Origin of the sequence: Murinocardiopsis flavida, assembly GCF_003014485.1 — a bacterium.
In the GTDB taxonomy this organism is placed as follows: Bacteria; Actinomycetota; Actinomycetes; order Streptosporangiales; family Streptosporangiaceae; genus Murinocardiopsis; species Murinocardiopsis flavida.
Genome location: NZ_PYGA01000013.1, coordinates 201,406 through 225,521 on the forward strand (window position 1 = coordinate 201,406; position 24,116 = coordinate 225,521).

Consider the following 24,116-nt stretch of genomic DNA (forward strand, 5'->3'; position numbering starts at 1 on the left):
GACGTCGGAGACCGCAGGAGAACTGGGCGGCGCCCTGGGAGTGGCCACCCTTGGCAGGAGATCAGGTGATCTGTCGCCGCCTGTTACACCCGGGGCGATAGAGCTCGCTTCGCCTTGATCCGCAGGGGCGTTCGGCCGTGCCCGTCGTGGACGCGCTCGCAGAGTCGTGAAGCGCGTGCGCTACCGCGGTGCTCCCGCGGTGCTCCCGGAACCCGACATCGGGATGGGAGCGGGTGAGTTCAGCAAGCGAAAAGCCCCGGTCATCGCGTGCGATGACCGGGGCCTCTCGTATGGGGTGAGTGACGGGACTTGAACCCGCGACTTCTTGGACCACAACAAGGTTCGAAGCAGAGCAACACTGCCGGTACATGGTTCCGTACCAGGTCAACGCGGGCCAGTGGGGGAGTCGTGCCGTGTCTGACCGCAGATGGCCGCTGGAGTCTGCTCCCATCCTGCTCCCATGGTTCGCCGCGCGGTCATTCGGTTTCACCTGCCACTTTCGTGGCGAGTCGGGGGTGGCGCGCACCCGTTGTCACCGGGGGTGGCCTGCGGTGTAAGCGGCCGTTGGGGGGTCCGTTCTAGGCGGACCCCCCAACGGACCCCCCAACGGACCCCCGAACGGACCCCCCATCGGACCCCCTGCCGTGTCGCTCAGCGATTCGTCGCGCACGGCCTTGCTAGCCATAGGGGGAGACCCTTTTAGAGGATAAAGAGGTATCAGTGTCCATAGCGTTCAGCCCTCTCTCAGAACACCCGATGACGTGCGCAAACGAATGTACCGCTGGCGATTTCCCCGAGCGTTTCAAAGCGTTTCCAGCGGTCAGGACTCCCGCTCAGTGGATCGCGCGCTATCGCAGTTCAGAGACCCCGGCGGATGAAACGCTGCCCGGGACGCTCCGCACGAACACGGCGGTGACAGCTCGCTGACAAACCGCCAACACCCGCCGCACTGTCAACGGCCCGACCGATGTCGCTACGGACCCTGACATGCAGCGCAGGCCGGGTTACCGTCGTGGGATACCCCGGCAAGGAGGTCCCCATGGGGCGCCACGGCGATCAGGACAAGCCCACCGACACCAACCCCGGCAGCGACCGCGACGGACAACAGCCCGGCTCCGGACACGGCTCCGGCGAACCCATGCCCGACCAGGGCGGCGACGGCCAGAGGCCCGAATGAGCAAGCACCCCGGGGCGCGCATCGCCCGCGAGCTCACCGCGCGCGGCGCCGTCCAGGACCCCGCCTGGCACCGCGCCCTGCTCGCCGTCCCGCGCGAGGCGTTCGTGCCCGACACCGTCTGGGCACCCTCCAAGGACCAGCCCGGCCACGAACAGCCCTACACCCGCGACACCCCCGAGTACCAGCGGTGGATCCACCAGGACGTCGCCCTGGTGACCCAGGTCGACGACGGGACCCCGGCCGGCCCCGGCGGGCTCGGGCTCGTGCCCACCAGCAGCATCAGCCAGCCGAGCCTGGTCGTGGCCATGCTGGAAGCACTCGATGCCGCCGATGGTGACCGGGTCCTGGAGATCGGCACGGGCACCGGCTACAACACCGCCCTGCTGTGCGAGCGGTTCGGCGACGCCAACGTGGTCTCCATCGAGGTCGACGCCGCTGTGGCCGAGCAGGCGCGGCAGAACCTGCACGCCCTGGACTACAAGCCGACGCTGATCACCGGCGACGGCGCCACCCCTGCCGACGAAGGGACCTTCGACCGGGTGCTGTCCACGGTCGCGGCCCGGCGCACCGTCCCCCCGGCCTGGCTGAGGCAGGTGCGGCCCGGCGGCACGGTGGTCACCCCGTGGGGGCCCGGATTCACCTCCGCCTGCCTGGTGCGCCTCACCGTCGGCGCGGACGGCTCCGCGTGCGGGCGGCTGCTCGGGGACGCGGCGTTCATGTGGCTGCGCGACCAGCGCCGCCCTGTCGCCCCCTGGCACACCTTCGTCACCGAGGACGACCCGGCGGCCGTCGACGGCGAGACCGGCGTCAACCCGCGGGTCGTCTCCGACCGCCACCCCGGGTGGGGCGTGGTCCTGGGCCACCTGGTGCCCGACCTGGCCTACGCCTCCTTCGACGCCGACCCCGACGACCCGACGGCCGCGGGGGAGGCCACGGTCTACGTCTACGACCGGGCCGGTTCCTGGGCACTGGGTGAGTACACCCCGGCCGGCGGCCCCTACGAGACACGTCGGTGCGGTCCGCGGGACCTGTGGGCGGAGATCGCCGAAGCGCGCGGCGTGTGGGAGGCCGCCGGCCGCCCGGGCAGGGACCGACTCGGGTTGAGGATCAATTCCATCGGGCGGCGGGCATTGTGGGTCGATGAACCTGTAACTGGGGACTTGTGGATGTCTCCCAAGCTCGTGTGCGGGGATTTTAGCTGGTAGTACTGCGGAACGCTCGCCAATATGGTCAAGCAGTCCTAGGCGATAGCGTCGAAGTATGGCGACTTCTGATGACGACGGCCGCTGGGTCGTGCACGGTGAGCGGATCATCTACGACAACAAGTGGGTCACCGTGGGATTGGCCGATATCACCACGCCCTCAGGCGCCCGGTTCGAGCACCACACCGTGACGCTGCCGGCGGCCGCGGTTCTCGCTGTGCTCGATGCGTCGGAAGAGAACGTCCTCATGACCTTCCGACACCGGTTCGTCTCCGATGTCTGGGGCTGGGAGCTGCCGGGCGGCTTGCTCGATGCCTCCGAGTCTCCGGAGCAGACGGCCGTCCGGGAGACCGAAGAAGAGACCGGCTACCGAGTGCATCGTGTCGAGTTCGTCGCCGCCTACGAGCCGATGATCGGCACGGTGCGCAGTAAGCACCACGTCTACGTTGGTAGGAATCCGGAGCTGGTTGCCGAACCGACCGAACTGGACGAGGGCCGGTACGAATGGGTGCCCCTTGCGAAGGTCCCTGACCTTATCTCGTCGGGCCAGTTGCAGTCTTCTGGAACCCTCATGGCCCTGCTTCACATTCTGGGGACGAAGTCAGGGGGCAAGTAGCTTCGCGATCCGCGCGCGCTGCCGAGCAGACCCGGTACGTCCGGCGAGTTCGGCAGCGCGTTGTGCGTGCTTCTGTGCTTCATCGACCTCACCGCGAGCCTGGAACGTCATGGCCAGGTCGACTTGGAGGCCAGCCTCAGCACGACCTAAGGATCCGTCCTCGATCCCGCTGAGTGCAGAGGTCAGATCATCAAGTGCTTCGTCCGCACCTAGACGGGCCAGGCAGTTCCCGCGCCATCGAGCAAGGTGAGTCTCGTTGAGCATGAGGAACGGCAGTTCCGGGTCCTCGGGGTCGTCGGGCAGATAACGGGCAGCGGCGTCCATCGCCTTGCGTGCTGCGTCACCATCTCCGACGACCGCTAAGGCTTCGCCTTCCGCTGCGAACAGCCACGCACGTAGGAGACCAGGGAGCTTTCTCGGTGCCTGCTGGTGGGCATGGCGGACAAGCTGGAGTGCTTCGTCGTCATAGCCGTTGTCGAGCAGGGTGTAGGTCTGTTCGGCGGTCACGTGTGCGAGCACAGCAGGGCTCTCGCACTCTCTGGCTGCCGACTTCGCGATCTCGTAGTGCTTCCAGGCTTTGTCCAGATGACCCGAATCGAGTGCCTGCCAGGCCGTGAGCGAACTGGCCTCTGCGAGAGCACGCGCTATTGCAGATCTCGCGCTTCCTGGCATTGAGTAGCGAAGGATGTTCTCCATCTGAGCAACATGCTGTTCAGTCTGGGGGAGAAGGTGAGCGGCACCGAGGCGTCTATCGAGTAGACGAAAATTCTGCGTCTGCGACTCGAATATTCCAACAAGTTCCGCGTCCGGATTGCTGAAGGGAATCCGATCCTGAAGTTCTGGAATCCGAGCGTCTTGGGTTGAGGAAAGTGGGGCGGAAAGGCCAAGAGCGTCGGGTGGAGCCTCGAATACCTGACACAGGAGTCGTCCGTAGAACTGCCCGACAGTAGCGCCGTTCTCCCAGCGACTCAGTTGACGGGTGAGCGAAGTAGCCGCTGGCAGCGACTCGTTCGTAGCGCGCCGGAGTCTCGCGATGACTTGATCTTGCGTCCATCCACGCAGTTCACGGGCCGCCCTGAGTGGGGTTGCGGCCATGATGACCTCCCGTCGTCGGGGGCGGGCTGGAATCTCCCCGACATCCCGGTGTCGGGTGCTGTCAGGTGCTGTCGTCTTTTGGTTCTCCGCCGTGCTGGTGATGATCGTAGTGACAGGGGAGCGCGAACTGTAGCCAAGAGGAGGGGAGCAAGATGACCCCGGAAGAGCAAGCCGTTGTCAGGGAAGTGCTTGCGGAAGTCGAGTCGGACCTCTCGGTTCTTAGGAGGCGGGTCCGCCGTCTTGCTGATTCCTTTGCACTTCCTCCAGGGCATCGATCCGGGAACCCATATCCCGAACGGCGTCCTGAAGTGAAGACAGTGCACTCATGATCGTTACGAATTCTTCGGTCTTCTCGGAGTGTGCGGGTTTCTCGCGAACGTAGCTTCCGCGACCTTGCTGAGAGACGACCACACCCTCATCTCGCAGAAGCCTGAGCGCACTCGAAACAGTGTTAGGGGCTACGTCGTATTCGTCGGCGAGCTGTCGACCGGATGGCAGCTGAGAGCCGACAGGGAACTCCTCGCGCTGGATGCGCTCGCGCAAGGCTTCGGCGACCTGGAGGTACGGGGGCTGAGATCCCTCTGAAGTAGCTGCCACGTCCCCAGGCTACTAACTGACGCCCAAGCAGGTCACTCAACACACCTGATGCAAGTGCCTTGACTCACTCAACTTAGTTAAGTAACTTAAGGCACTGAGAACAGAACCCCTAGCTAGAGGAGGAGCCTTGGCGCACACGACCGCCAAGCCCGCAACCGCAGGCTCAGCTAACGATCACCCGTTCATGACGGTGCAGCAGGCGGCCGATGCCCTCGGGTACTCGCACATGACGATCCGCCGACGCATCGAGCTGGGTAGCTTCCCCGCGATCCGCATGGGAAGCAAGGCAATGGTCCCCCGGGCGTTCATCAACGATGTCGTCGCCGCAGCAATGACGGGCCGCACCGTCACGATCGAGGACTTCGCCGCGGAGTGGTCGGCGACGGCCGCGGGGGAGGCGGCTTCCTGATGTTTGCCCTCCCTGACTTGGCCCGTATCGAGGCGGCGCGTGACATCGCGTCCGACCCCGAGTTCGGCAGCTACTTTGACCCGGACTTCGCCGAAGAGCTGTTCGCCGCCGTGGTCGACGTGCCGCTGCCCGCCTTCGAGGACACGGAGGTGTTGGCGGCATGAGCACCGCGATCACGGTGATGCGCCCGGACCTGGCTGAGCAGTGGCGCCAGCGCAAGTTGGAGCAACTCCAGAACGAGTGGCTCAAGCGCGTGCTCTACGGCGAGCCCACCGAGCAGGACCGGGCCGCCATGGCCGCGATCGCCCATGCCGCCGGCATCGACCCCGCGCTGCTGTTCGCGGGGACCGGGGAGCCGGGCGCCGACCCGCGCACCGGCCCCACCAGCGAGCGGGCGGTCTATGACCCCGAAGTGCACGTCTACGCCTCTGAGGACCCCGCCGGTTGGTTCCCGCCCGTGTCCGAGGACGACCACCGGGCCGACGAGGTCGGCGAGCGTCCCGAAGATCCGGAGGACACGGTCGAAGCCGATCCGGTCGACGCCGATGTGCTGTCCGACTTGATCGAACTCGCCCACCGCAACCCGGGCCGGGCCCGCCGCCTGGCGGCGCTCGCGCACTCCCGCCTTCCCGCGGAGGCGCCGATGACGGGGGAGGCGGTCGCGCCCGCCGGATCCCCGCCCCCATGGCTAGCTCAGACCACAGACAGCGAGAGGACGGCCGCCTGATGAACCGCAACACCTACACGTCGCTGGCCGTGGCACTGCTGCCGGTCGAGACCGCCGCCCTGCTCACCACCGCATGGGCGCTGGGCGGTGTGAGTGCCACGATCAACGCCACCGCCGCAGCGCTCGGAACCTTCGGCGCCAGCGCCGGAGCGGTCGCCACCGTCGCCGCGAGCGCCGTCACGGCCGCGGTGCTGGTCGCCCTGGTGCGGTGGGTGCGCCGGGTGCGGGCCGCCGACCGGCACACCCTCACCGCCCACTCCCGCGTGTCGAGCCCGACCTGATCGGAGGTTCGCGATGCTCCTACTCGCCCTGGTCCTGGCGGTCCCGCTGCTGGTGCTGGCGATTCTCGCCCTGCTGTTGAGCAGCCTCAATCCGAGCCGGGCGACGGCCGCCTACCGGCCCGAGATGGGCCGGCCCCGGCCCGCGCGCACCGCGCCCGACACCGACTCCGACGACTAGCGCCCCGGCGGGCGGCGGCAACCGCCTGCCGGGACTCGAACCACCACCTGATTCGACCAGGAGTGATCCATGACCACCGTAACCGAGCCGCCTGCCGCCCCGAGGTGGACGCTGGCGGCGCTGGCCGAAGCTGTCACCGGCCGCCGCTACGTCGTTGTGCACCGCCGCATTCACAAGAACCACAAGCCGACCGGTGCCCGCGAGCACGTGGTGACCGGCCGGGTCGTGTCCTCCGGCCAGGGTCGCTTGGTCATCGCCGGGGCTGACGGGCGCACTCACCGCATCCTGATCGGCCCGTACCACCAGATCACCCTCTACCGGCGGAAGGCGGTCGCGTGATGACGCAGGAAGAGATTTCCGTCGAAGACCTGGACCTCGTGTCCCTGATCCCCGACATCGTGGAAGAGCTGGGGGAGGTGCCCGGCCGCAACCGGCTCATCGAGCAGTTCCGCGAGTTGGGTGTGTCGATCGGCGCGGGGCGCGCTGCCCGGCTGCTGTCGATGTACTCCGCGCGTCATGAGGGCCGCCTCATGGGCCGCCCGGATCCCGCCGCGGCGGACCGGACCGGCGCGGCCGAGGGCACCGGTTCCGAGCGGTCCGGCGGCGAGCCCTGGACCGGACCGGCCACCGACCCCGGTGCCGAGGAGGACGCCGAGCCGGAGTCCGCGGGTGCGTCCGGACCGGACCCGGACCGCTCCGGACCGCACCCCGGACCGGAGCGGTCCGGATACGGCGGCGGATCGGTCCGGGACCGGTCCGGCCCCGGCCGCCGACGACCCGGACACGCCGTCCGGGGACACGGCCGGACCGCGACCGGACCCCTCCGGACCGGTCACCGGTCCGGCGGCGGTCCCGGACCGGACCGGGGCCCCGAAGACCCCTGTCGGTCCGCCGGAGCCGGACCGCGAGGCGGCGCCCGCACCGGCCGGGGACCGCCGGGGCACCCGGGCGCAGATCCGGCTGCTGCGCGCCATGGTGCTTCTCGTGGCCGCGTCGGCGTTCGTGGCGATCTGGGGCGGCTGGGTCGGACTCGGAGGCCTGGCGGGCTTTGGTCCGGTCAACCTGCTGCCCGGTATCGGGTCCGGGCTGGAGGTGGACCTGTCGATCACGCTGCCGCTGGGCATCGAGGCCTACGCCGCGATCGCCCTGTACATCGCCGTGTCGGGCCTGGTGCACGGCGGCGCCCGGTGGTTCGCCTACGGCTCCGCGTTCGCCGCGCTGGGCATCGGCGCGTTCGGTCAGGCGACTTACCACCTGCTCGCCGCAGCTGCCGCGCCCACGGCCGCACCGACCGGGGTCGTGATCTTCGTGTCGATCCTGCCGGTCCTGGTGCTGGGTGGCGCCTCCGCGCTGCTCCACCTGGTCGAGCGCCGCACCTGATCCGGTCGACGGCGGTGCCGCCCTGCGGGGCGGTGCCGGGGCCGACCGGCCCACCGCAGGAAAGGGCGTGACAACGATGAAGACCACGGCAGATCAGGTGCGCGCGGGCCAGTACATCGAGGTCGAAGGGAAGTCGGTGCGGGTACTCGGCGTGCGTCCGCACAACGGCGGCGTTCGGATCACCGTCGAGCTCACCGGTGACGAAGGCACGGTGCCGGTGGGGTTTTGGTCCCGGGCCGGCACGCGTCTGCGGGTGCTGCCCGCGTAATCCGGTCGACGGCGGTGCCGCCCTGCGGGGCGGTGCCGGGGCCGACCGGCCCGCACACGCACCGATTGGAGGGGCGCATGGCAGCCCTGCCCGAAGAGTCCGTTCCATCGCAGCGCAGCGGCCCGCAGTTGCGGCCGGTCCCCGATCCGGCGGGGCGCCACCACGCCGCACCGCAGGAAACCCCCGCCGGCGGCGACGGGGCGGGGTTCGACACCGCCGCGGACCTGTCCCGCCAGGCCGCCTGGCTGAAGCAGACGTTTCGCCCGCCGGACGTGTGGGCGGTCCGCCAGCCCAGCGCCCGCGAGGAATGGGAGTTCGCCCGCGCGGCCGCCCACCTGCCCGAATCCACCGCGGTGCGCGCCCTGGCCCGCGTCTACGCCTACCCCGCGGTCGCGGGGATCGTGGCCGGGCTGTGGCTGATCTGGATCGCCCGCTCCCCGGCCCGCGGGATCACCGCGGTGCTGGTGTGCGTGCTCGCCGCGACCGCCGCCTATGTGTCCTGGCCTGCATAACCATAGAGAGGAGATGTCATGTACTTCGTCGGCGCCGTGTTCTGCCTGGCGCTGTTCGCCGCGATCCGCAAGAAGGTCCACTGGTGTGTCGCCGCACCCCTGGCCGTGTTCGGCGGGGCGCTGCTCGCCCTGTCCTGGGTCGGGTCCTGGCTGACCTGGGCACTGACCGGCATCCTCGGGTTCGTCCTGGGGCTGCTGCCCGAGCCGGTCCCGGCCGCCACCCTGATCGCCGGGGCCTCGCTGTTCCTGCTGATCGTGGTCGCCGCCGATGTGTGGAAGGACCGCAAGCTCGATGCCGCCGGGCAGTACGCGGCGATCGGGCTGCCGACCCTGCTGTTGGCCGCCGGGGGCGGGGTCGGCGCGACCGGCACCAGCGTGGTGTCCCAGATCGGTGGGGCGGCCACCGGCCTGCTCGGTCCGCTGATCGGGGGCTGATGTGGAGATCCTGATCTTCGCCGTGGTCGCGGTGTTCATGGTCAGCCGCGGCGCTACCGACATCGCGGCCACCGTGACCGGTAAGACCCCGCCGTCGCACGCCTACCGGATGGCGAAACTCCAGGCCAAGGGGGAGCAGCGCCGCACCGAGCCCGACCCCGACACCCGCGCCGGGCTCGGGCGGGTCGCGCGGCACTGGTATCTGGACGCCTGCGAGGACGCCGACGCCTGGCGGGCCGAACGGCACCTGTCCAAGCCCGAACGCAAGGCCCGCAAAGCGGCGCGCAAGGCCAAGCGCCAAGCCGTGATCGATGCGGCCAAGACCAAGGCCAAACAGCGCATGGCCGCCGCGCGCGGCGACAAGGGCACCGGTCGGCCCGCCGGGCCGCTGGTGATGCCTGAGCCGCCGCCCGTGCCCGAGCTGCCCGACAACGTCATCCCGTTCGCCCGCAAACCCCAGCCCGGCCCCGCGCCCGCTGAACCCTCCGGACCCACCGCGAACAACGGCCCGGCCGCCCCGGCCGCCGCCGGCACCGACACCGACACGAAGGAGAACCGCCCCATGGACACCGCCAACGACGCCGCCGGTCTGAGCCCGCATGTGGCCGCCCTGAACAACGCCTCCGGCTACCTGGTCCAGCTCAACACGATGCTGGAGCGCATCCAGGCCCAGATGACCCAGGCCGACATGGGCGCGGAGGTGACCGGCGCACTGGGCACCGCCCGCGACGCCAACACCAATGCGTCGGAGGCGATGAAGCGCGCCGCGGAGGTCACCGAGCAGGTCAACCGCAAGGTTCAGGAGGCCTACAACGCGAGCCAGGGCCAGGCCGCGAACAAGGACTACCAGCAGCAGGGCCAGTAAACCCACTGCTCCCGGGGCGGCCCGCACACCGTGTGCGGGCCGCCCCGGGAGCCACCCGCTGATCGCTGATCGACCCGCCCGGAGAGGAGCCCGCCCATGGCTAGCAGGAAGAAGACGCGCACGCTGTCGCGCGCCGAAAAGGCCCAGGTGGCTGCGGCGGCGCGTGACATCACCCGCGAACTGGAGACCATTCGCCAGTCCGCCGATGAGGCCACGGGCCCCGACTCCGGGACATCGACGCTCCGGTTCACCTCCGAGGGGATGCTGGCCCGCGCCGTCGCCGCGCTCAAGGCCGGGCCCGACTCGCTGCGGGCGCACATGCGCCCGCAGTTCTACCCCTGGCGGGTCGGCATTGCGGTGCTGGCCGCGACCTACGTCCAAGAGGTGGTGACGACCCTGTCGGTGACCAGCGCGCTCACCGTCGCGGCGGGGTCGGCGGCCACCGCGTGGGCCGCGCTGGCGCTGCTGCGCACCGCCAAGGCGCGCGCGTCCAAGCGCGCCGACCTGGCCGCGGCATGGGTGCGCGATGAACCCGGCCACGCCCGCGTGATCGCCTGGGCTGCGGTCGTGTGGGCGGTGGCGCTGCACCTGCTCCAGCCCGAGACCGCCGCGGAGTTCGCCCGCCCCTCGATCCTGTTCCTGCTGGGCTTCCTCGCCGCGAGCGCGCGGTTCTGGCAGGTCCACCGGCCCGAGCGCACCGCACCGGCCGCACGCAGCATGCCGGCGGGCCCGCCGCCGCCCGGTGAGCACCCGATCGCGCGCAAGTGGCGCACCCTGGTCGCCTCCGGCGGCGGCCCGCTGAACAGCTCCAAGCTGAGCAGCGTGGTCGCTGAGGAGTTCGGGATCCAGGCCGTGCTGGAGCTGGTGCCCGGCAAGCAGGACATCGACGGCGCCCGCGCGGCGCTGCCCAAGATCGCCACCGCGCTGGGCATCTCCGCGGCCAACCTGATGATCGAACCGGTCGCCCCCACCAAGGACGAACCCAACCCCGACCCGGCCAAGTGCGAGTTCCGTGCGGTCACCGCCTCCGCGATCGCCGACGGCGTCGCGCTGGAAGGCCGGCGCTACGAGCGCGACGGCGCCGACGGGCTGGTGCGCATCGGCCCCTACGCCGACGGCGACGGCGAGGCCCGCCTGCGCCTCTACACCAAGGACTCGATGTGGGGCGGCTACATCGTCGGCGTCACCGGGTCCGGCAAGTCCGGGATGCTCGACAACCTCGCCCTGGCCGCGTGGCAGTCGGCGCACACGGTCGTGTTCTACATCGACGGCGCCAAGGACGGCGGCTCTTCGCCGCTGATCTTCGAGCGCGCCGACTGGGCGCTGGGCAACCAGCCCGACCAGTGGCAGCACATGGCCGATGCACTGCTCACCCTGATCCGGGTGCGCGGTGCGGAGAACCGGCGCCGCCTCAAAACGAGCGGGTTCACGCCCACCCCGGCCCGGCCGGGGGTGGTGGTGATCCTGGACGAGTCCCACAAGATCGTCACCCGCAACACCGCGGCCAAGTGGGGCTACATCACCCGCGAGGGCCGCGCCTCCGGGGTGAGCGTGTTCATGGCCTCCCAGATCTTCGGGCTGGAGTCCTTCGGCGGCGATGACGCGGTGCGCTCCAGCGTGTGCGCGGGCAACACGGTGGCCTTGCAGGTCGGGCGCAACCAGGCCGGGATGATGGACTTCCCGCTGAACCCGGCCAAGCTGCCCAAGGTCGCCGGGATCGGGCTGATCGACGACGGGCGCGAGGCCGTGTTCCGCGCCGCCCACGCCGACGGCGAGGACATGGCCGCCCGGATGGACGCCGCCCTGGTCAACGCCGCCGCGCTCGATCCGCTGGCGGTCGGCGCGCTCGATGCGGGCTGCGACAGCGCCTACTCGCGCCGCCACGAGATCGCCGAACAGGCCGATGCCGAAGTCGACGCGATGCTGGAGGCCCTGGAGGCCGGGATCAGCCCGACCGCCCGCACCCCGCGCACGAGCACCGGGGCCGACGCGCCTGCGGCCGATTCGATCGCCCCGCCGGTGATCGACCCGTCCGTCCTGTCCCACGTCCCGGACCTGTCGATCCTCAAGAACGCGCCCGCCGCCCCGAAGTGGTCGGGGGTGCACGCCGAGATCCTCGACTACCTCGCTGAGGGGCCCGAGCAGCGCAAGGAGATCGAGGCCCACGCCATCCAGGCGACCGGCACCGCCCGTGCGACCGTCTCCCGGGCGATCGAGGTGCTGCGCACCCATGAGGAGATCGCCCCGGTCCCGGGCCGCCGCGGACTCTGGCAGCGCACCGCGTAGTCACCGTGCGTGGTGAGACAACGGGGTGAGACAAACACCGTTTGTCTCACCCCCATTCGTCCGATCGTGAGAACTACGTCCCGATTCTCGGGTGAGACAAACCCCGGGATCGGCCCGGGATCCGCGCTCTCCGCGCCGCGGTGAGACAGCGAGACAACGCCGCCGCGGCCCGCGGTTCAACCACGGTGAGTCACCAGTGGGCGTGAGGCGCCCGCATGTCCGACCCGCCCTGCGCACCCCGTGCACCGCCCCCGCGCGGGGCTCAACCCGCGCCCTACCGGAAGGACATCCCCATCCCATGCTTCTCGACACGCTCGGGATCCTGCTGTCCGGGCTGATCCTGCTGATCGGATTCGTCCTCATCGTCACGGCGGTTCTAGCCGCGGTGCCGGCCACGCTCGCCCACCTCGCCTACAACCTGATGCTCGGCTACGTGCGCACCGGCACCGCCGCCGCGCTGTCGGTGGCGAGCCTGCTACTGCTCGCCTCGATCCCGTACAGCCTGATCGTCGGGGGCGGCATCTGGGGTGCGTCGCTGGTCGACCTCGGGCTGCGCGCGGTGCTCGCGCTGGTGCTGGCCTCCCATGTGGAGTACCGCCACCGCGCAAGCACGGCCGAGACCCGCGCGGGTGTGCGGCTGGTGGGCGAGTCCGGACTGCTGTGGATCGCCCGCACCGCCACCCGCCCCCGCCGCTGAACACCCCCCACACACACCCGGGCACGCCGGACCCGCCGGCACGCCCACCACATGAGGAGTTCGCCCATGCCCGCATCCACCCCGACCGTGATCGAGATCGGCACCTACGCCGACGGCCGCCCCGCCCACTGGCACCTGACCACCCTCTCCGACAGCCGCATTCAGGTCATGGGTGGGCTGATCACCGGCCGCACCGGGTCGGGAGGAACCACCCTGCTCGCCGGAATCGCGCGCGCCGCCCACGAGCACCGCGTCGCCGAGCTCCGGGCGGTTCACACGCCGTTGGAGCTGGCCGACTATGTGCAGCTCGCACCCAGCTACGAACACCTGCTCGCCGACCTGGAAGCACGTATCGAGCAGCGCCGTACCGACCAGCCCGCCGGGCGCATGGACGCGCGAACGCTGGTGCTCATCGATGAGGCCGACCGGGTGTTCACGCGGGAGAGCGCCCCGCGGTGGGCCGCCGTCGTGCGGGTCGGGCGGGCGCTGGGCATCGCGGTGGTGGCGCGGATGCACGGGAGCGACCTGCGCGCGTTCGGCGGCTGCGATGCCCTGCGGTGCGCACTGCTCACCGGCAACCGGGTCCACTTGGCGCCCTTTGCAGCCGGGCGCCGGCGCCTGCCGATCGTGCCGACCTATCCCTCCAGGGCCGGGGCCATCGAGCCCTCCGGTCAGGTGTTCGCCCTCGTCGGCCAGCCCGTGACCACCCGCCCCACCTGATCTGCCCGTTCCCCACGTCCGCCCGGCTCCCACGCCGGGCGGGCGACAGGACCCGGACAGCCCGGATCCTCCGACACCCACCCCAAGGAGTGCTTTATGCCGTCGATGACCCCCTGTTGCGGCACCAGCGTCGGCGTGATCGTCACCGACGCCGCCGGACGCCTGCTCATGATCGAGCGCGGCTGGTACCCGGTCGGGATCGCCCCGGTGGCCGGCCACATCGCCGATGCCCACACCGACGCCGCGGCCGCGGTCGTCGCTGAGGTCAGCGAGGAAGTCGGGCTGACCGTTACTGCGCACACCGTGGTGGCCGATGGCTTCTGGCTGCCCAACCTGTGCGCCTCGCCTCCGTCGGCGATCCCGGGGCACCGGTGGACGCTGGTCACCGCGGCCGTGACCGGTGAACTGGCGCCCGACCCCGTCGAAACCAAGGGCGCCCGCTGGTACACCCCCGGCCAGGTCGAAGTCCTGGCCGGGCGCACGCTGGCCCTGGCCCGCGGCGACATCTCCGACGCCGACTACGCCTTCGAGCCGGGGCTGGAGCCGGTCTGGCTGGAACTGCTGCACAGGGCCAAGGTTCGCTCCGCCCTCAGCGGCGAGCTGACCGCGGCGCGGCGGCTCTACACCACCCCTCCCGAGTGCTACTGGGACGCCGACCGCGGCGTGGAGGTGCCCGCCGAACAGGCCGCCGCGACCCTCAACGCCTGACCGGCGGCGCCTCTGCCGCCCGCCCCGGCCACGGCCGCGGGCGGGCGGGGGAGGGACCACCCGGTCCGACCCGCCGACCCCGGGAGAACGACCATGACCACCACGAACGTCCTGACCAACGTGTCCGAGGCCGCGTACTTCCAGGCCGTCGGCACCGACGCCGAACAGGCCCTGACCGCGCTGGAACGATTGGGCTGCGCACGCGGGCACGCCGCGGCCCGCGCCGACGCCTACGAACAGCTCGCCGCGACCGAACGAGACGCCCGTACCCACGCCGGTGCGGTGTGCGGCCGCGGCCGCGAGACCCGGGCGGCGCGGCGCTGGCACGCCGACGGCGCCTGGCTCTTCACCCTGCTCGCCCTGATCGAACGGGCACAGACCACCCCTACCGCGCTGGCGCCGACCGGCGGCAAGGCCATCGCCGACCACGTCGCCACCCGCACCACCGACCCCACGGTCCGGGTCGTCGTGCAGATCATGGCCTGCTACGGCATCGACGCGCTGATGCTCGCGCACCTGCACACGGCCCTGACCCACCCCCGTGTGGGCATGCGCGGCGAGGCCGCCGACGGCCTGGTCACCCGCCTGCCCGCGGTCTATGCCGACCGCACCGGCTGAGCGGGCCCCGGCACAGCGAAGCGGGGCCCGCCCCCGAAGGGCAGGCCCCGCCGTGCCGGGCCGTCTCAGCCCGGCTGGTCGTCCTTGCGCCAGCCGTGGCCGCGCCGGGAGGCGATCCATGCCTCGATCGCGGCCGCGCGCCACAGCGGGGAGCGCCCCGCCAGCCCGTCGGGCTCGGGAAGGTCCCCGCGCAGCTTGTACTGGCGCACCGTCTCGGGCTTCACCCCGAGGCGTTCGGCCACGTCCTTGACGGTCATGAGGTCGTCGATCATGCCCACCAAAATACGTTGTAGACGTCATGTTGACAACCACGGATCGGCGGCTTACGTTGTAGATGAAACATAGACAACCTGTTGGAGGTTCGGTGGCCACCCCGACCGGCACGCCCATCCTCACCGCGATCCGCACCCACATCGACGACGCCGTCCTCACCGAGATCGAGGTATACGAGACCGATGACGGGCTCTTCGGCCACCACGAGGTAGAAGCCGTCGTCATCGACCGCGAGAACCACCGCATCCACACCATCACCGTCGGCTACGGAGGCACCCGCGGCGGCGGGTACATCGGCTTCGGCTGCCTCCCCGACTCCGTCACCGCCCTCAACGCGGAGATCGACCGCCACCGCCGCTCCCGCGCCGTCACCGGCTACCGCCGCATTCCCACCCCCGACGACGGCCAGTGGCCCGCCTACGCCGAAACCCATGACCAGGCGGCCGCCCGCGAGGACGCCCGGGCCGACGAGCAGGCCACGCGGCCCCGCCGTATGCCCGGCGATGTGTGGCTCGCCCGCGCCCGCGCCGAGAGCCACCGGGCCAGCGCGGCCGCGGCCCGCGCCCACCACACCTTGGAGGTTCTGACATGAGCGACTGGAGCATCGAGATCACCCTGGCCGAGGACGGCAACCAGGACATCGCTGAGGCCATCGAGTCCGCGGTCGCCGACGCGGCCGTGCTCCGCACGATCCGCGTCACCCGCGACGACGGCACGACCGTCACGTTCGTCCCCATGCCGGTGCGGTGAGCGCCGACTACACCGCCGCGGCCCACAGCGCCGCCTGAACTCCCCGCCCGCCGGCCACTGCCCCTCACGTGGGTCAGGCCGCACCCGGATCGTGCCCGGGGCGGGCACCACCCCGCACACCCCGACCACCGACCGGCCGCCGGTTCCTCCGGCGTGCCCGAAACCCGAGGAGGACCCGTGTTCAGCTACGCCACCCCCGAGGAGCGCGCCGCGCTCATCACCGGACTGCGCGACCTCGCCGCCTACCTGGAAGCCCACCCCGAGGTCCCTGTCTTCGGCAGGGTCGAGATGAACGTGTCCATCATCGGCGACTACGGCGTCGAGGTCGACGACGCGGACAAGCGCGCGGAACTGGAGCGCATCGCCGCCCTCGCCGACGCCCCGATCCAGTCCCGCAACGGCCAGCACACCGCCAAGCGCGGCTTCGGCCCGGTCACCTACCGCGCGACCGCGATCGACCGCGCCCGGATGGACGCCCACCAGGCCCTCTACTCCTACGAGGGCAGCGTCCAGCCCGACGCTGCCTGAACCGGCTCGTGTGCGCGAGAGCCGCCCCGACCACCACAGCCGGGCGGACCCTGCTCAACCCCTTGATAGCCACCAGAGAGGTATTCCTGTCATGCCCGCAACCACCCGCCCGCCGACTCGCGCGGCAAGGTTCGCCGCGGTGCTGACCGCGGTGAAGGCGGCCCATGATGTCGGCGACTTCGCAGCGCAGACCGACCACCAGTCCGCACGCAAGCCGTGCGCGGCCGACCGCGCCGAAGGCGTGGCGTGCACCGAAGCCGCGTCCTGGCGGGCGCTGGCCGCCCACGTCGCCTCCTACCACGCGGTGCAGGCCGCCGCCCTGGTCACCGTCGACCGGGCGCTGGGGCTGGGGCTGTCCCCGGCCCGAATGGTGGCCGGCATCGCCCTGAGCGCGGCCACCCACGCGGTCATCGATCGGCGCTGGCCCGTCCGGCTCTTCATGGACCGCACCGGATCGACGGCGTTCCGTCTGCACGGCGGCGGCGCGATGCATGTCGATCAGGCCGCGCACCATGCCTGCCTGGCCGCCGCCGCGCTGGTGATGGCGACCGGGCCCGACCGCCGCTGACCGGCTGACTGCCCTGCGCCACCAGTCCCCGCCGGGGTGGTGGCGCGGGGCGGCCGTCCGGCCGACCCCACCGCTTCCTCGCCGAAAGGCCCTGCCGTTATGCCCGAACGCACTCTGACCGCCGCCCGGCCCGGCCCCGTTGTGCTGGATCTGAGCGCCGATGCCGTCGCTCTCGATGTCGTCGTCAGTCGCTCCACGACCACCGCGACCCTGTCCCTGTCCGGGCCCGCCGAGGCCATCGAGGCCGCCACCCACGCCATGGAGGCCGCGGTGTGGGGCGTGGCCCTGCCCGAACAGCCCGCCGGCCACGGCATCCGCACCACCCGCGGCGGCGGCACGTTCATCCAGGCCTCCCACGTGTCCGGGAACATGTCGATCATCGGCAACCGCGTGTTCGTCGACGGAACCGAGGTCACCAACACCGGCCCGCAGGTTGAGCCGGTGCGCGCGACCGTGGTCCTGCCCGCCGGGTCCGCGCTGCGCACCCGCGTCCAGGCCGGGACCGTGGGCGCTCACGGCCTCCCCCTGGAATGGGTCACCCACGACGGCGTTGCGGCCGACCTGCACATCGACACCGCCCGCACGCTCACCGCCCGCACGAAGTCGGGGTCGGTGCGCGCCGCGAAGGCCGGATCGATCGATGTCGAGACGGTCTCCGGGGACATCACCATCGACCACGCCACCGGCACTGCGGTGCGGCTGCGCACCGTCTCCGGCGACATCCACGCCGAAGGCCGCGCCCCTGTGGACGCGGAGGCGGTCTCCGGCGACGTGTACCTCAACACCCACGCCGACGTGGACGTCACCGCGGCCGCGGTCTCGGGCGACGTCACGGTCATGGCGACCAGCGGCGCCTGCCCGCGGGTGCGCGCCACCTCGGTCTCGGGCCGGGTGCGCACCCCGATCCGCCCCACCCGGGTGTGACCGCTCTGGCCCCCAGCCGCCCCCCGCGGGTGTCTGGGGTCCGGGGCGGCCCCGCACCGGGGGCCGGACCCACCCGCCAGGAGGACTTCATGAGCACATTCCGCCCCGGGTGCCGTGTGAGCAGCTTCGGCTACCACCACGGCCCCGCCCCGTCCGCGGACCTGGTCATGGACGTGCGCCACAGCCTGCGCAACCCCGCCAACAACCCCGTGATGGTCCACATGACCGGGCTCGATGCCGAGGTGGCCGCCCACGTGCTGGCCACCCCCGGCGCCACCGGGGTGGTGGTGCGCACCGCCGCCTGGGTGCGCGGCCTGCTCGCCGACACCCCCGCGGAGCGGTGGCGCCGGGTCGATGTCGCGATCGGGTGCGCCGGCGGGCGCCACCGCAGCGTCGCCCTGGCCGAAGCCCTCGCCGACGCGCTGCGCACCACCGGCACCCCTACCGAGGTCGTGCACCGCGACGTCGACCGGCCCGTCGTTGCCACCTGACCCCCGCAACCCGTGACCGAGCAGCAGGAAGGAGGGATGACGCCGTGGCCGAACCCGAGCAGGACCAGGAACCGCAGTCGGTACGCGATGAGTGGGACCGCCAGCTCCGCCGCGAGCTGGACAAAGACAAGTAGCCGCACACACAGCGAGACCCCACCAGAACGCCTGCAAGCCATCCGGTGAGGCCCCGCAAACCCCAAAGGAATGAGGCGAGACCCAGTATGCCCGCCCTGATCCGCCGCATGCGCGCGGCCGTGACCGCGACCGAGAAGTGCCCGACCTGCGGGCGCTGGTACCGCACCAGCGACCCCGCCGAATGGAGCGCCCACCAGCACTGACCCCCACCCCGGGGTGCGGGGCCCGCCGCATGCGCGGTCAGGCCCCGCACCCGCACGCCCGAAGGAAGGAACCTGCCCATGGCGGGCGAAACCACGATCACCCTGGTCGGCAACCTCACCGCCGACCCCGATATCCGCCACCTCGACAACGGCGACCAGGTCGCCAACTTCAACATCGCTTCCACACCGCGCCACTACGCCCGCGAGGCCGGGGAGTGGCGCGACGGCGAACCGCTGTTCATGCGGTGCGCGGCCTGGCGCGACCTCGCCGACCACGTCGCGGCGACCCTGTCCCGCGGCATGCGCGTCATCGCCACCGGAAGGTTGCGCCAGCGCACCTTCGAGACGGGTGACGGTGAGCGGCGCACCGTCATCGACCTGGAGGTCGACGAGATCGGCCCCTCGCTGCGGTGGGCCACCGCCCAGGTCACCAAGACCACCAACGGCGGCCGCGGCCGACAGCGCCCCGCTGCCGCTCCGAACCCGAGCACCGGGGGGTTCGGCGCACCCCCCACCGACCAATGGGCCACCGGCGCCGTGGGCGCCGACAAGCCCCCGTTCTGAGGCCGCCCGGCGGGCCGCCCCGGACCACCAGCCCGCACACCGCGCGGTTGGTGGCCGGGGGCGACCACCCCGGACCACACGCACCCCATCCCACTCCGCTTGGAGGTCTGTTCGCCATGCCCTACCGCCGCCAGATCCGCACCCGCGCCGAATGCGACGGCTGCGGCGACCAATGGCTCGGAGCCCTCGACATCGACTACGAACCCCTGTTCACCACCCGCACCGAGGCCCGCCGCCTGCTCACCGACCAGTTCGGCTGGCAGATCACCGGCGAGGGCATGTGGTGCTCGCAGTGCACCGCCCGCCGCGAATGCGACCTGGTGGGCCATGAGTGGGCCAGCGACGCCGACGATGGCCCCGACACCTGGGTCGACGGCGAACCCCTCCCGGTCTCCCGGTTCTGCGACCGGTGCGACGAACACCTGCCCCTGGCCGAAGCCGACGGGATCGGCCACCCCGAACACGTGCCCGGCCTGCTGAGCGAGGACGACCTCGCACTGCTCGCCGAACTCGAAGCCGCCTTCGGCATCGAGCCGGGCGGCCCGTCGTGACCGCCTGCGCGATCCACGGCTGCGACCAGGCCCCGACCGCGGTGCTCACCTACACCGCCCGCGGACGCCGCTACCGCTACCTGCTGTGCGCGGCCGATGCGCAGACCGGAGCGGTGTGGGTGCGCGAGCGGCTCGGCACCGAACCCGCGACCGCGCCCCTCACCGCAGCCGCCGGGGTGGACCAGCCCGCCCTGTTCGACGGACCGGAGGGCATGGGGTGAGCTTCACCCGGTTCTACGACCCCGACGCCACCCGCCACGGGCTACCGACCTGGCCATGGGGCCACGCCCCACCCCACTTGGTGACCCGCAAGCAGCTCGCCGCGAAAGGGCTGCGCCCCGGCGGGCAAGACCCCGCCGGCCAGGTCCGGTGGCGCTCCCGCCGGGCCCCGCCCGGCGCCCGCGGTGTGCGCGAGGCGCTGCTGTACCGCATCGCAGACGCCAAGCCGAAGCGGGCGCCGACCCCGGCGGTGCTGGCCTCGCTGGCACGGGCGATGCGGGCCCGGCGCACCTGCCCGACCTGCCGTTTGACCTTCACCTACTGCCTGCCGACCTCGCTCGGTGAATGCGCGGCGTGTGCTTTCGACACCGAGGTCGACCCGAATGATCTGGAGGACGCCGCATGAGGACGATCCGCATCCTGGCCCGCTACGCCACCGACGGTCCGCCCCCGCGCGCGGTCACCGAGCAGGGTCTGTGCCGCAAGATGGCCGACCCGGACGCCTGGCACCCGGTCCGCGAGTACCGCCAGGACCCGACCACGACCGCGGCTCTGGAGACCTGCCGGGCGTGCCCGGTCGCGACCGCCTGCCTGGACTACGCCGTGGCCCGGCCCTGGATCAGCGGCATCTGGGGCGCCACCACCACCCGCCAGCGCCGCACCCTCCGCGCCGCCGCCGCTGCGCAGCGGGACGCGGCGTGAGGCAGCCCCGGACCGGCCGGGTGCGCACCCGCGCCGGCATCCGCTCCGCCACCGCCACCGGAAGGGACCACCGATGACCCTGACCCTGCTGGATGAGTTCTGCGGGCTGGGCGGCTCCACCGCCGGCGCGGTGGCCGTGCCCGGGGTCCGCGCCGCCTTCGCCGCCAACCACAACCCCCAGGCCCTGGAATCCCACCAGGCCAACCACCCCGAGACCGAGCACTGGTGCGGCGACGTGCAGAAGGTCAACGTCGCCGACACCTTCCCCCGCGCGGACCTGTTCTGGTCGTCCCCGGCCTGCCCCGACTGGACCGACGCCAAAGGCGTGAAGCGCACCTTCGACACCGCCAACCAGCTCGCCCTGTGGAAGGAGGAACCGAGCGCGGAGGAGATGCGGGCGATGCGCTCGCGCGCCCTGATGGAAGAGGTCGTCATCTACCTGCGGGCCATGCACCGCAAGGGCGCCCCGGTCCTGGCCGGGGTCGTGGAGAACGTCGTCCAGTGCCGCCGGTGGGCCGAGTGGGACCGGTGGGTGCGCGAGATCCGCGCCCTGGGCTATGCCGTGCGGGCCATCGCGCTGAACTCGATGCACGCCCGCGGCCGCCGCTCGCCGCGCTGCCCGCAGTCGCGCGACCGCCTCTACGTCGCCTACTGGCGCACCGCCCTCGGGCGCGCGCCGGACTGGGACAAGTGGCTGCGGCCCCGCGCCCACTGCCCCGCCTGCGACGCGACCGTGGACGCCCTCCAGGTGTTCAAGAAGCCCGGCGCCGACATGGGCCGCTACCGGCAGCAGTACCTCTACCGGTGCCCGCGCGCGGCCTGCCGCCACCAAGCCGTGGAACCGGCGGTGCTGCCCGCGGCCGCGGCGATCGACTGGTCGGTGCCGGGCACCCGCATCGGCGACCGGCCCCGCACCAAGAAGGCCCCCGACGGGTTGACGCCGAAGACGCTGGCGCGGATCCGCGCGGGACTGGAGCGCTACGCCCGCCCGATCACCCTGGAGGCCGCCGGCCACACCTTTGAGCGCCGCCCCGGCGTGCGCACCCGGCCCGTCGACCGGCCGGTGACCACCCAGACCACCACCGCCACCAAAGCACTGGCCGCGCCGCCGCTGCTCGTGCCCGCAGGCGGCACCTGGCGCACCGAAGCGATTCCGGTGGACGCGCCCATGCCCGCCCGCACCACCCGCGAGAGCGACGGCATCGCGGTCCCGCCGTTCATCGCCGAACTGCGCGGCGGGGCGTGCGATGCCCGTCCGGTCACCGAGGCGCTGGGCACCGTCACCGCCTCGGGCAACCACCACGGCCTCGTCCACACCGAGGCGGCCGTGATCATGCGCAACAACACCGCCCGCGGTGACGCCGCCCACCTGTCCACCCCGGTCAGCGAGCCGCTGCGGGCGCTGACCGCCGCCGGCCACCAGTCCTTGGTGCGCTACGACCCGCTGCTCGTGCCCTACTACCGCACCGGCACCGCCCACCCCGCCGACGAACCGCTCGGGGCGCTGTCCACCCGCGACCGCTACGGCCTCGCCGAAGGCCGCGCCGGTATCGACCTCGACGACGTGCTGTTCCGCATGTTGACCCCGCGCGAGATCCAGGCCGCGATGGCCTTCACCCCCGACTACCGGGTCCTTGCCGAGAAGCAGGGCGACCAGGTGCGGCTGCTCGGCAACGCCGTCACCCCGCCGGTCTCGGAGGTGCTGATCAGCGCGCTCGTGGAGGCCATCACCGGCGAAGCACTCACCCCGGCTGTTTGAGCCCTGGTGGTGCTCGGCCGGACACCCGAACCCCGCGCACCACCGGCCCCCATCCGCACGACACCGACATCCCGGGAGGAACCCGCCATGCCCATGTCCCACACCGCCCCCGGTCCCACCGGGGCCGCCCGCCTGACCATCGTCCACACCGGCACGAGCCCCGTGCTGACGGTCACCGATCCGTCCGGGATGGCCGCCATCCGCCTGGAGGACATGAACGCCCGCATCGAGGCCGCCCAAGCGCTGCTGGCCGGAACCCCCTTGTCCATCACCTACGGACCGGCGCACTCCGGCGCCTGGTGACCGGCCGCGCCCCGCGGACCTGCCACCCGCCCGTCCCGGCCCCTGCCACCCGGTAGGCCGCGCCGGTTCACGACCGGAGATGGGCACCACGCACCACCCCCCGCCCGCACGGGGCGGGGCCCGCCACCGTGACGGAGGACCCCATGGCCCACTGGCAATACAACATCCGCGCCGCCACCCACAGCACACTCGACGACTACGACGACGTGGTCGTGCGCGGCCACCTCAAAGAGCACCCCACCAACGTCGAATTCCGGCTCGCCATCGTCGAGGACGCCGTTCGCACGGTGCGCGCCGCCGTTGAGGCCGAACGCGCCACTTGGCCCCGCCCCACCTGGTGCCCCCGCGCCGACCACCTCAAGGCGGTCGCCGACTACGCCGCGCACGCCTGCGACTGCGACTACTGCCTCGGACAAAGCACCGCCACCGACGACCCCGACGTTTTGGTCGCCGGTACCTGGCCGTCGAACCCCGCCCACTGAACCCGACCGACACGGAAAGGACCCCCTTTGAGCTGGCACACCTCGCCGATGGTGGCCTTCGACACCGAGACCACCGGCACCGACCTCGACACCGACCGCATCGTGTCCGCGGCCCTGCTGCGCATCGACCCCGCCGCGGGCTCGGTGGACGCCACCACGTGGCTGATCGATCCCGGCATCGACATCCCCGCCGAAGCGACCGGCATCCACGGCATCACCACCGACCACGCCCGCACCCACGGCCGGCCCGCCGCCGAGGCGGTCGGCGAGATCGCCGCCGCCCTTGCCGAAGCCATCAACACTGGGTTGCCGATCGTGGTCTACAACGCCCCGTTCGACCTGACTCTGGTCAACCGGGAGGTGCGCCGCCACAAACAGCGCCTGATCATCACCGGCCCTCACCGGTTGCGGGTGATCGACCCGCTGGTCATCGACAAGCACGGCGACCGCTACCGCAAAGGATCCCGCAAGCTCGCCGACGTGTGCGCCCACCACGGCGTGCACCTCGCCCCCGGCCAAGCCCACGGCGCCCACGCCGACGCGCTGGCCGCCGCCCGGCTGGCGTGGAAACTCGCCCACACCAACGCCGGACTCGCCGCCATGCACATTGATGAACTGCACGCCAACCAGGAGCGGTGGAAGAGCGAGCAGGCCGCGAGCTACCAGGCCCACCTGCGCCGCACCACCGACCCCGACGCGGTCATCGACCCGAGCTGGCCCGTCGCCATCCCCGCCGGACCACCCGTCAAGGAGGACATGTGACCAGCCCCGACCTGCTCATCACCGTTTCCCTCGGCCGCCCGACCCGCTGGTCCTGGACCTGCCCCGACTGCGCCACCACGGTCGCCGTCCACACCGACTCCGAAGAGCGCGCCCGCCGGATGATCGACCGC

General features: G+C 71.7%; 37 protein-coding genes. 34 read left to right on the forward strand and 3 right to left on the reverse strand.

Going from position 1 to position 24,116, the window contains the following annotated elements:
- Positions 1-1,039: 1,039 nt before the first annotated feature.
- From CLV63_RS33645 to CLV63_RS18885, 3 genes are read left to right on the forward strand one after another with little or no spacing between them, the layout of a single operon-like run.
- The gene (locus CLV63_RS33645) at positions 1,040-1,177 is read left to right on the forward strand and encodes a hypothetical protein (protein ID WP_170134269.1); all 138 of its coding nucleotides are present in this window, start codon (positions 1,040-1,042) and stop codon (positions 1,175-1,177) included.
- Entirely contained in the window at positions 1,174-2,382 is a 1,209-nt protein-coding gene (locus CLV63_RS18880) for a methyltransferase domain-containing protein (protein ID WP_106584461.1), read from the forward strand. The genes CLV63_RS33645 and CLV63_RS18880 overlap by 4 nt, the downstream gene beginning before the upstream one ends.
- Before the next feature lie 55 nt (positions 2,383-2,437).
- A complete protein-coding gene (locus CLV63_RS18885; protein ID WP_106584462.1) occupies positions 2,438-2,995 on the forward strand; it encodes an NUDIX hydrolase in 558 nt (185 codons plus the stop codon).
- Here CLV63_RS18885 and CLV63_RS34100 read toward each other — a convergent pair.
- Positions 2,981-3,691 (reverse strand): hypothetical protein, encoded by a 711-nt coding sequence (locus CLV63_RS34100; RefSeq protein WP_211301371.1) that lies wholly within the window; start codon positions 3,689-3,691, stop codon positions 2,981-2,983. The two genes, CLV63_RS18885 and CLV63_RS34100, sit on opposite strands and share 15 nt — an antisense overlap.
- A 618-nt stretch (positions 3,692-4,309) precedes the next feature.
- A complete protein-coding gene (locus CLV63_RS35265) occupies positions 4,310-4,687 on the reverse strand; it encodes a GntR family transcriptional regulator (protein WP_106584464.1) in 378 nt (125 codons plus the stop codon).
- Positions 4,688-4,814: 127 nt separating this feature from the next.
- Here CLV63_RS35265 and CLV63_RS18900 point away from each other — a divergent pair, with 127 nt between their 5' ends.
- The 16 genes from CLV63_RS18900 to CLV63_RS18975 all read left to right on the forward strand — a co-directional run bounded on the left by CLV63_RS18900 (position 4,815) and on the right by CLV63_RS18975 (position 14,771).
- Entirely contained in the window at positions 4,815-5,096 is a 282-nt protein-coding gene (locus tag CLV63_RS18900) for an excisionase family DNA-binding protein (protein ID WP_146165607.1), read from the forward strand.
- A 17-nt stretch (positions 5,097-5,113) separates the two neighbouring features.
- Positions 5,114-5,260: a hypothetical protein gene (locus CLV63_RS33650; protein ID WP_170134270.1), complete on the forward strand. Its 147-nt coding sequence runs from the start codon at positions 5,114-5,116 to the stop codon at positions 5,258-5,260.
- The gene (locus CLV63_RS18910) at positions 5,257-5,823 is read left to right on the forward strand and encodes a hypothetical protein (protein ID WP_106584467.1); all 567 of its coding nucleotides are present in this window, start codon (positions 5,257-5,259) and stop codon (positions 5,821-5,823) included. Before CLV63_RS33650 ends, CLV63_RS18910 begins: the two co-directional genes overlap by 4 nt.
- On the forward strand, positions 5,823-6,104 hold the full coding sequence (locus CLV63_RS18915; RefSeq protein ID WP_106584468.1) for a hypothetical protein: 282 nt from the start codon (positions 5,823-5,825) through the stop codon (positions 6,102-6,104). The genes CLV63_RS18910 and CLV63_RS18915 overlap by 1 nt, the downstream gene beginning before the upstream one ends.
- A gap of 13 nt (positions 6,105-6,117) precedes the next feature.
- Entirely contained in the window at positions 6,118-6,282 is a 165-nt protein-coding gene (locus CLV63_RS33655; protein WP_170134271.1) for a hypothetical protein, read from the forward strand.
- 69 nt (positions 6,283-6,351) lie between these two features.
- Complete coding sequence (locus CLV63_RS18920) at positions 6,352-6,621, forward strand: hypothetical protein (protein ID WP_106584469.1); 270 nt, start codon at positions 6,352-6,354, stop codon at positions 6,619-6,621.
- Positions 6,622-7,254: 633 nt separating this feature from the next.
- Positions 7,255-7,662 carry a hypothetical protein gene (locus tag CLV63_RS33235; protein WP_146165608.1) on the forward strand — a complete coding sequence of 136 codons (408 nt, stop codon included), beginning with the start codon at positions 7,255-7,257 and terminating at the stop codon, positions 7,660-7,662.
- Between the two features lie 76 nt (positions 7,663-7,738).
- Positions 7,739-7,930, forward strand: coding sequence for a hypothetical protein (locus tag CLV63_RS18935; RefSeq protein WP_106584472.1), 192 nt, complete (start codon positions 7,739-7,741; stop codon positions 7,928-7,930).
- A 77-nt stretch (positions 7,931-8,007) separates the two neighbouring features.
- Complete coding sequence (locus tag CLV63_RS18940) at positions 8,008-8,442, forward strand: hypothetical protein (RefSeq protein WP_106584473.1); 435 nt, start codon at positions 8,008-8,010, stop codon at positions 8,440-8,442.
- 18 nt (positions 8,443-8,460) lie between these two features.
- A complete protein-coding gene (locus tag CLV63_RS18945; RefSeq protein WP_106584474.1) occupies positions 8,461-8,877 on the forward strand; it encodes a hypothetical protein in 417 nt (138 codons plus the stop codon).
- A gap of 1 nt (position 8,878) precedes the next feature.
- Complete coding sequence (locus CLV63_RS18950; RefSeq protein WP_106584475.1) at positions 8,879-9,742, forward strand: hypothetical protein; 864 nt, start codon at positions 8,879-8,881, stop codon at positions 9,740-9,742.
- A 96-nt stretch (positions 9,743-9,838) separates the two neighbouring features.
- Entirely contained in the window at positions 9,839-12,028 is a 2,190-nt protein-coding gene (locus CLV63_RS18955; protein WP_106584476.1) for a hypothetical protein, read from the forward strand.
- Positions 12,029-12,326: 298 nt separating this feature from the next.
- The gene (locus CLV63_RS18960; protein WP_106584477.1) at positions 12,327-12,725 is read left to right on the forward strand and encodes a hypothetical protein; all 399 of its coding nucleotides are present in this window, start codon (positions 12,327-12,329) and stop codon (positions 12,723-12,725) included.
- 66 nt (positions 12,726-12,791) lie between these two features.
- Entirely contained in the window at positions 12,792-13,445 is a 654-nt protein-coding gene (locus CLV63_RS18965; protein WP_106584478.1) for a hypothetical protein, read from the forward strand.
- Between the two features lie 96 nt (positions 13,446-13,541).
- Positions 13,542-14,153, forward strand: coding sequence for an NUDIX domain-containing protein (locus CLV63_RS18970; RefSeq protein ID WP_106584479.1), 612 nt, complete (start codon positions 13,542-13,544; stop codon positions 14,151-14,153).
- 93 nt (positions 14,154-14,246) lie between these two features.
- Complete coding sequence (locus CLV63_RS18975; protein WP_106584480.1) at positions 14,247-14,771, forward strand: hypothetical protein; 525 nt, start codon at positions 14,247-14,249, stop codon at positions 14,769-14,771.
- A 65-nt stretch (positions 14,772-14,836) separates the two neighbouring features.
- Here CLV63_RS18975 and CLV63_RS18980 read toward each other — a convergent pair whose 3' ends face one another.
- Positions 14,837-15,043: a helix-turn-helix transcriptional regulator gene (locus tag CLV63_RS18980; protein WP_146165609.1), complete on the reverse strand. Its 207-nt coding sequence runs from the start codon at positions 15,041-15,043 to the stop codon at positions 14,837-14,839.
- A 92-nt stretch (positions 15,044-15,135) separates the two neighbouring features.
- Here CLV63_RS18980 and CLV63_RS18985 point away from each other — a divergent pair, with 92 nt between their 5' ends.
- The 15 genes from CLV63_RS18985 (at position 15,136) to CLV63_RS19050 (ending at position 23,985) form a co-directional block, all read left to right on the forward strand.
- Positions 15,136-15,636 (forward strand): hypothetical protein, encoded by a 501-nt coding sequence (locus tag CLV63_RS18985; protein WP_106584482.1) that lies wholly within the window; start codon positions 15,136-15,138, stop codon positions 15,634-15,636.
- Positions 15,633-15,794, forward strand: a complete 162-nt coding sequence (locus tag CLV63_RS33660; protein ID WP_170134272.1) for a hypothetical protein — start codon at positions 15,633-15,635, stop codon at positions 15,792-15,794. The genes CLV63_RS18985 and CLV63_RS33660 overlap by 4 nt, the downstream gene beginning before the upstream one ends.
- A gap of 177 nt (positions 15,795-15,971) precedes the next feature.
- Positions 15,972-16,322: a hypothetical protein gene (locus CLV63_RS18990; RefSeq protein WP_106584483.1), complete on the forward strand. Its 351-nt coding sequence runs from the start codon at positions 15,972-15,974 to the stop codon at positions 16,320-16,322.
- A 91-nt stretch (positions 16,323-16,413) separates the two neighbouring features.
- Positions 16,414-16,890 (forward strand): hypothetical protein, encoded by a 477-nt coding sequence (locus CLV63_RS18995; protein WP_106584484.1) that lies wholly within the window; start codon positions 16,414-16,416, stop codon positions 16,888-16,890.
- Positions 16,891-16,989: 99 nt separating this feature from the next.
- A complete protein-coding gene (locus CLV63_RS19000; protein ID WP_106584485.1) occupies positions 16,990-17,814 on the forward strand; it encodes a DUF4097 family beta strand repeat-containing protein in 825 nt (274 codons plus the stop codon).
- 89 nt (positions 17,815-17,903) lie between these two features.
- Positions 17,904-18,305: a RapZ C-terminal domain-containing protein gene (locus CLV63_RS19005; protein WP_106584486.1), complete on the forward strand. Its 402-nt coding sequence runs from the start codon at positions 17,904-17,906 to the stop codon at positions 18,303-18,305.
- A 416-nt stretch (positions 18,306-18,721) separates the two neighbouring features.
- Positions 18,722-19,207, forward strand: a complete 486-nt coding sequence (locus tag CLV63_RS19010; protein WP_106584487.1) for a single-stranded DNA-binding protein — start codon at positions 18,722-18,724, stop codon at positions 19,205-19,207.
- 116 nt (positions 19,208-19,323) lie between these two features.
- Complete coding sequence (locus CLV63_RS19015; protein ID WP_106584488.1) at positions 19,324-19,758, forward strand: hypothetical protein; 435 nt, start codon at positions 19,324-19,326, stop codon at positions 19,756-19,758.
- Positions 19,755-19,979, forward strand: coding sequence for a hypothetical protein (locus tag CLV63_RS19020; RefSeq protein WP_106584489.1), 225 nt, complete (start codon positions 19,755-19,757; stop codon positions 19,977-19,979). Before CLV63_RS19015 ends, CLV63_RS19020 begins: the two co-directional genes overlap by 4 nt.
- On the forward strand, positions 19,976-20,383 hold the full coding sequence (locus CLV63_RS19025; protein WP_106584490.1) for an RRQRL motif-containing zinc-binding protein: 408 nt from the start codon (positions 19,976-19,978) through the stop codon (positions 20,381-20,383). Before CLV63_RS19020 ends, CLV63_RS19025 begins: the two co-directional genes overlap by 4 nt.
- Entirely contained in the window at positions 20,380-20,679 is a 300-nt protein-coding gene (locus CLV63_RS19030; protein ID WP_106584491.1) for a WhiB family transcriptional regulator, read from the forward strand. The genes CLV63_RS19025 and CLV63_RS19030 overlap by 4 nt, the downstream gene beginning before the upstream one ends.
- A 73-nt stretch (positions 20,680-20,752) precedes the next feature.
- Positions 20,753-22,438: a DNA cytosine methyltransferase gene (locus CLV63_RS19035; protein ID WP_106584492.1), complete on the forward strand. Its 1,686-nt coding sequence runs from the start codon at positions 20,753-20,755 to the stop codon at positions 22,436-22,438.
- A gap of 87 nt (positions 22,439-22,525) precedes the next feature.
- A complete protein-coding gene (locus CLV63_RS19040) occupies positions 22,526-22,741 on the forward strand; it encodes a hypothetical protein (RefSeq protein ID WP_106584493.1) in 216 nt (71 codons plus the stop codon).
- Between the two features lie 143 nt (positions 22,742-22,884).
- Positions 22,885-23,223 carry a hypothetical protein gene (locus CLV63_RS19045; protein WP_106584494.1) on the forward strand — a complete coding sequence of 113 codons (339 nt, stop codon included), beginning with the start codon at positions 22,885-22,887 and terminating at the stop codon, positions 23,221-23,223.
- 27 nt (positions 23,224-23,250) lie between these two features.
- Entirely contained in the window at positions 23,251-23,985 is a 735-nt protein-coding gene (locus tag CLV63_RS19050; RefSeq protein WP_106584495.1) for an exonuclease domain-containing protein, read from the forward strand.
- Positions 23,986-24,116: the final 131 nt, after the last annotated feature.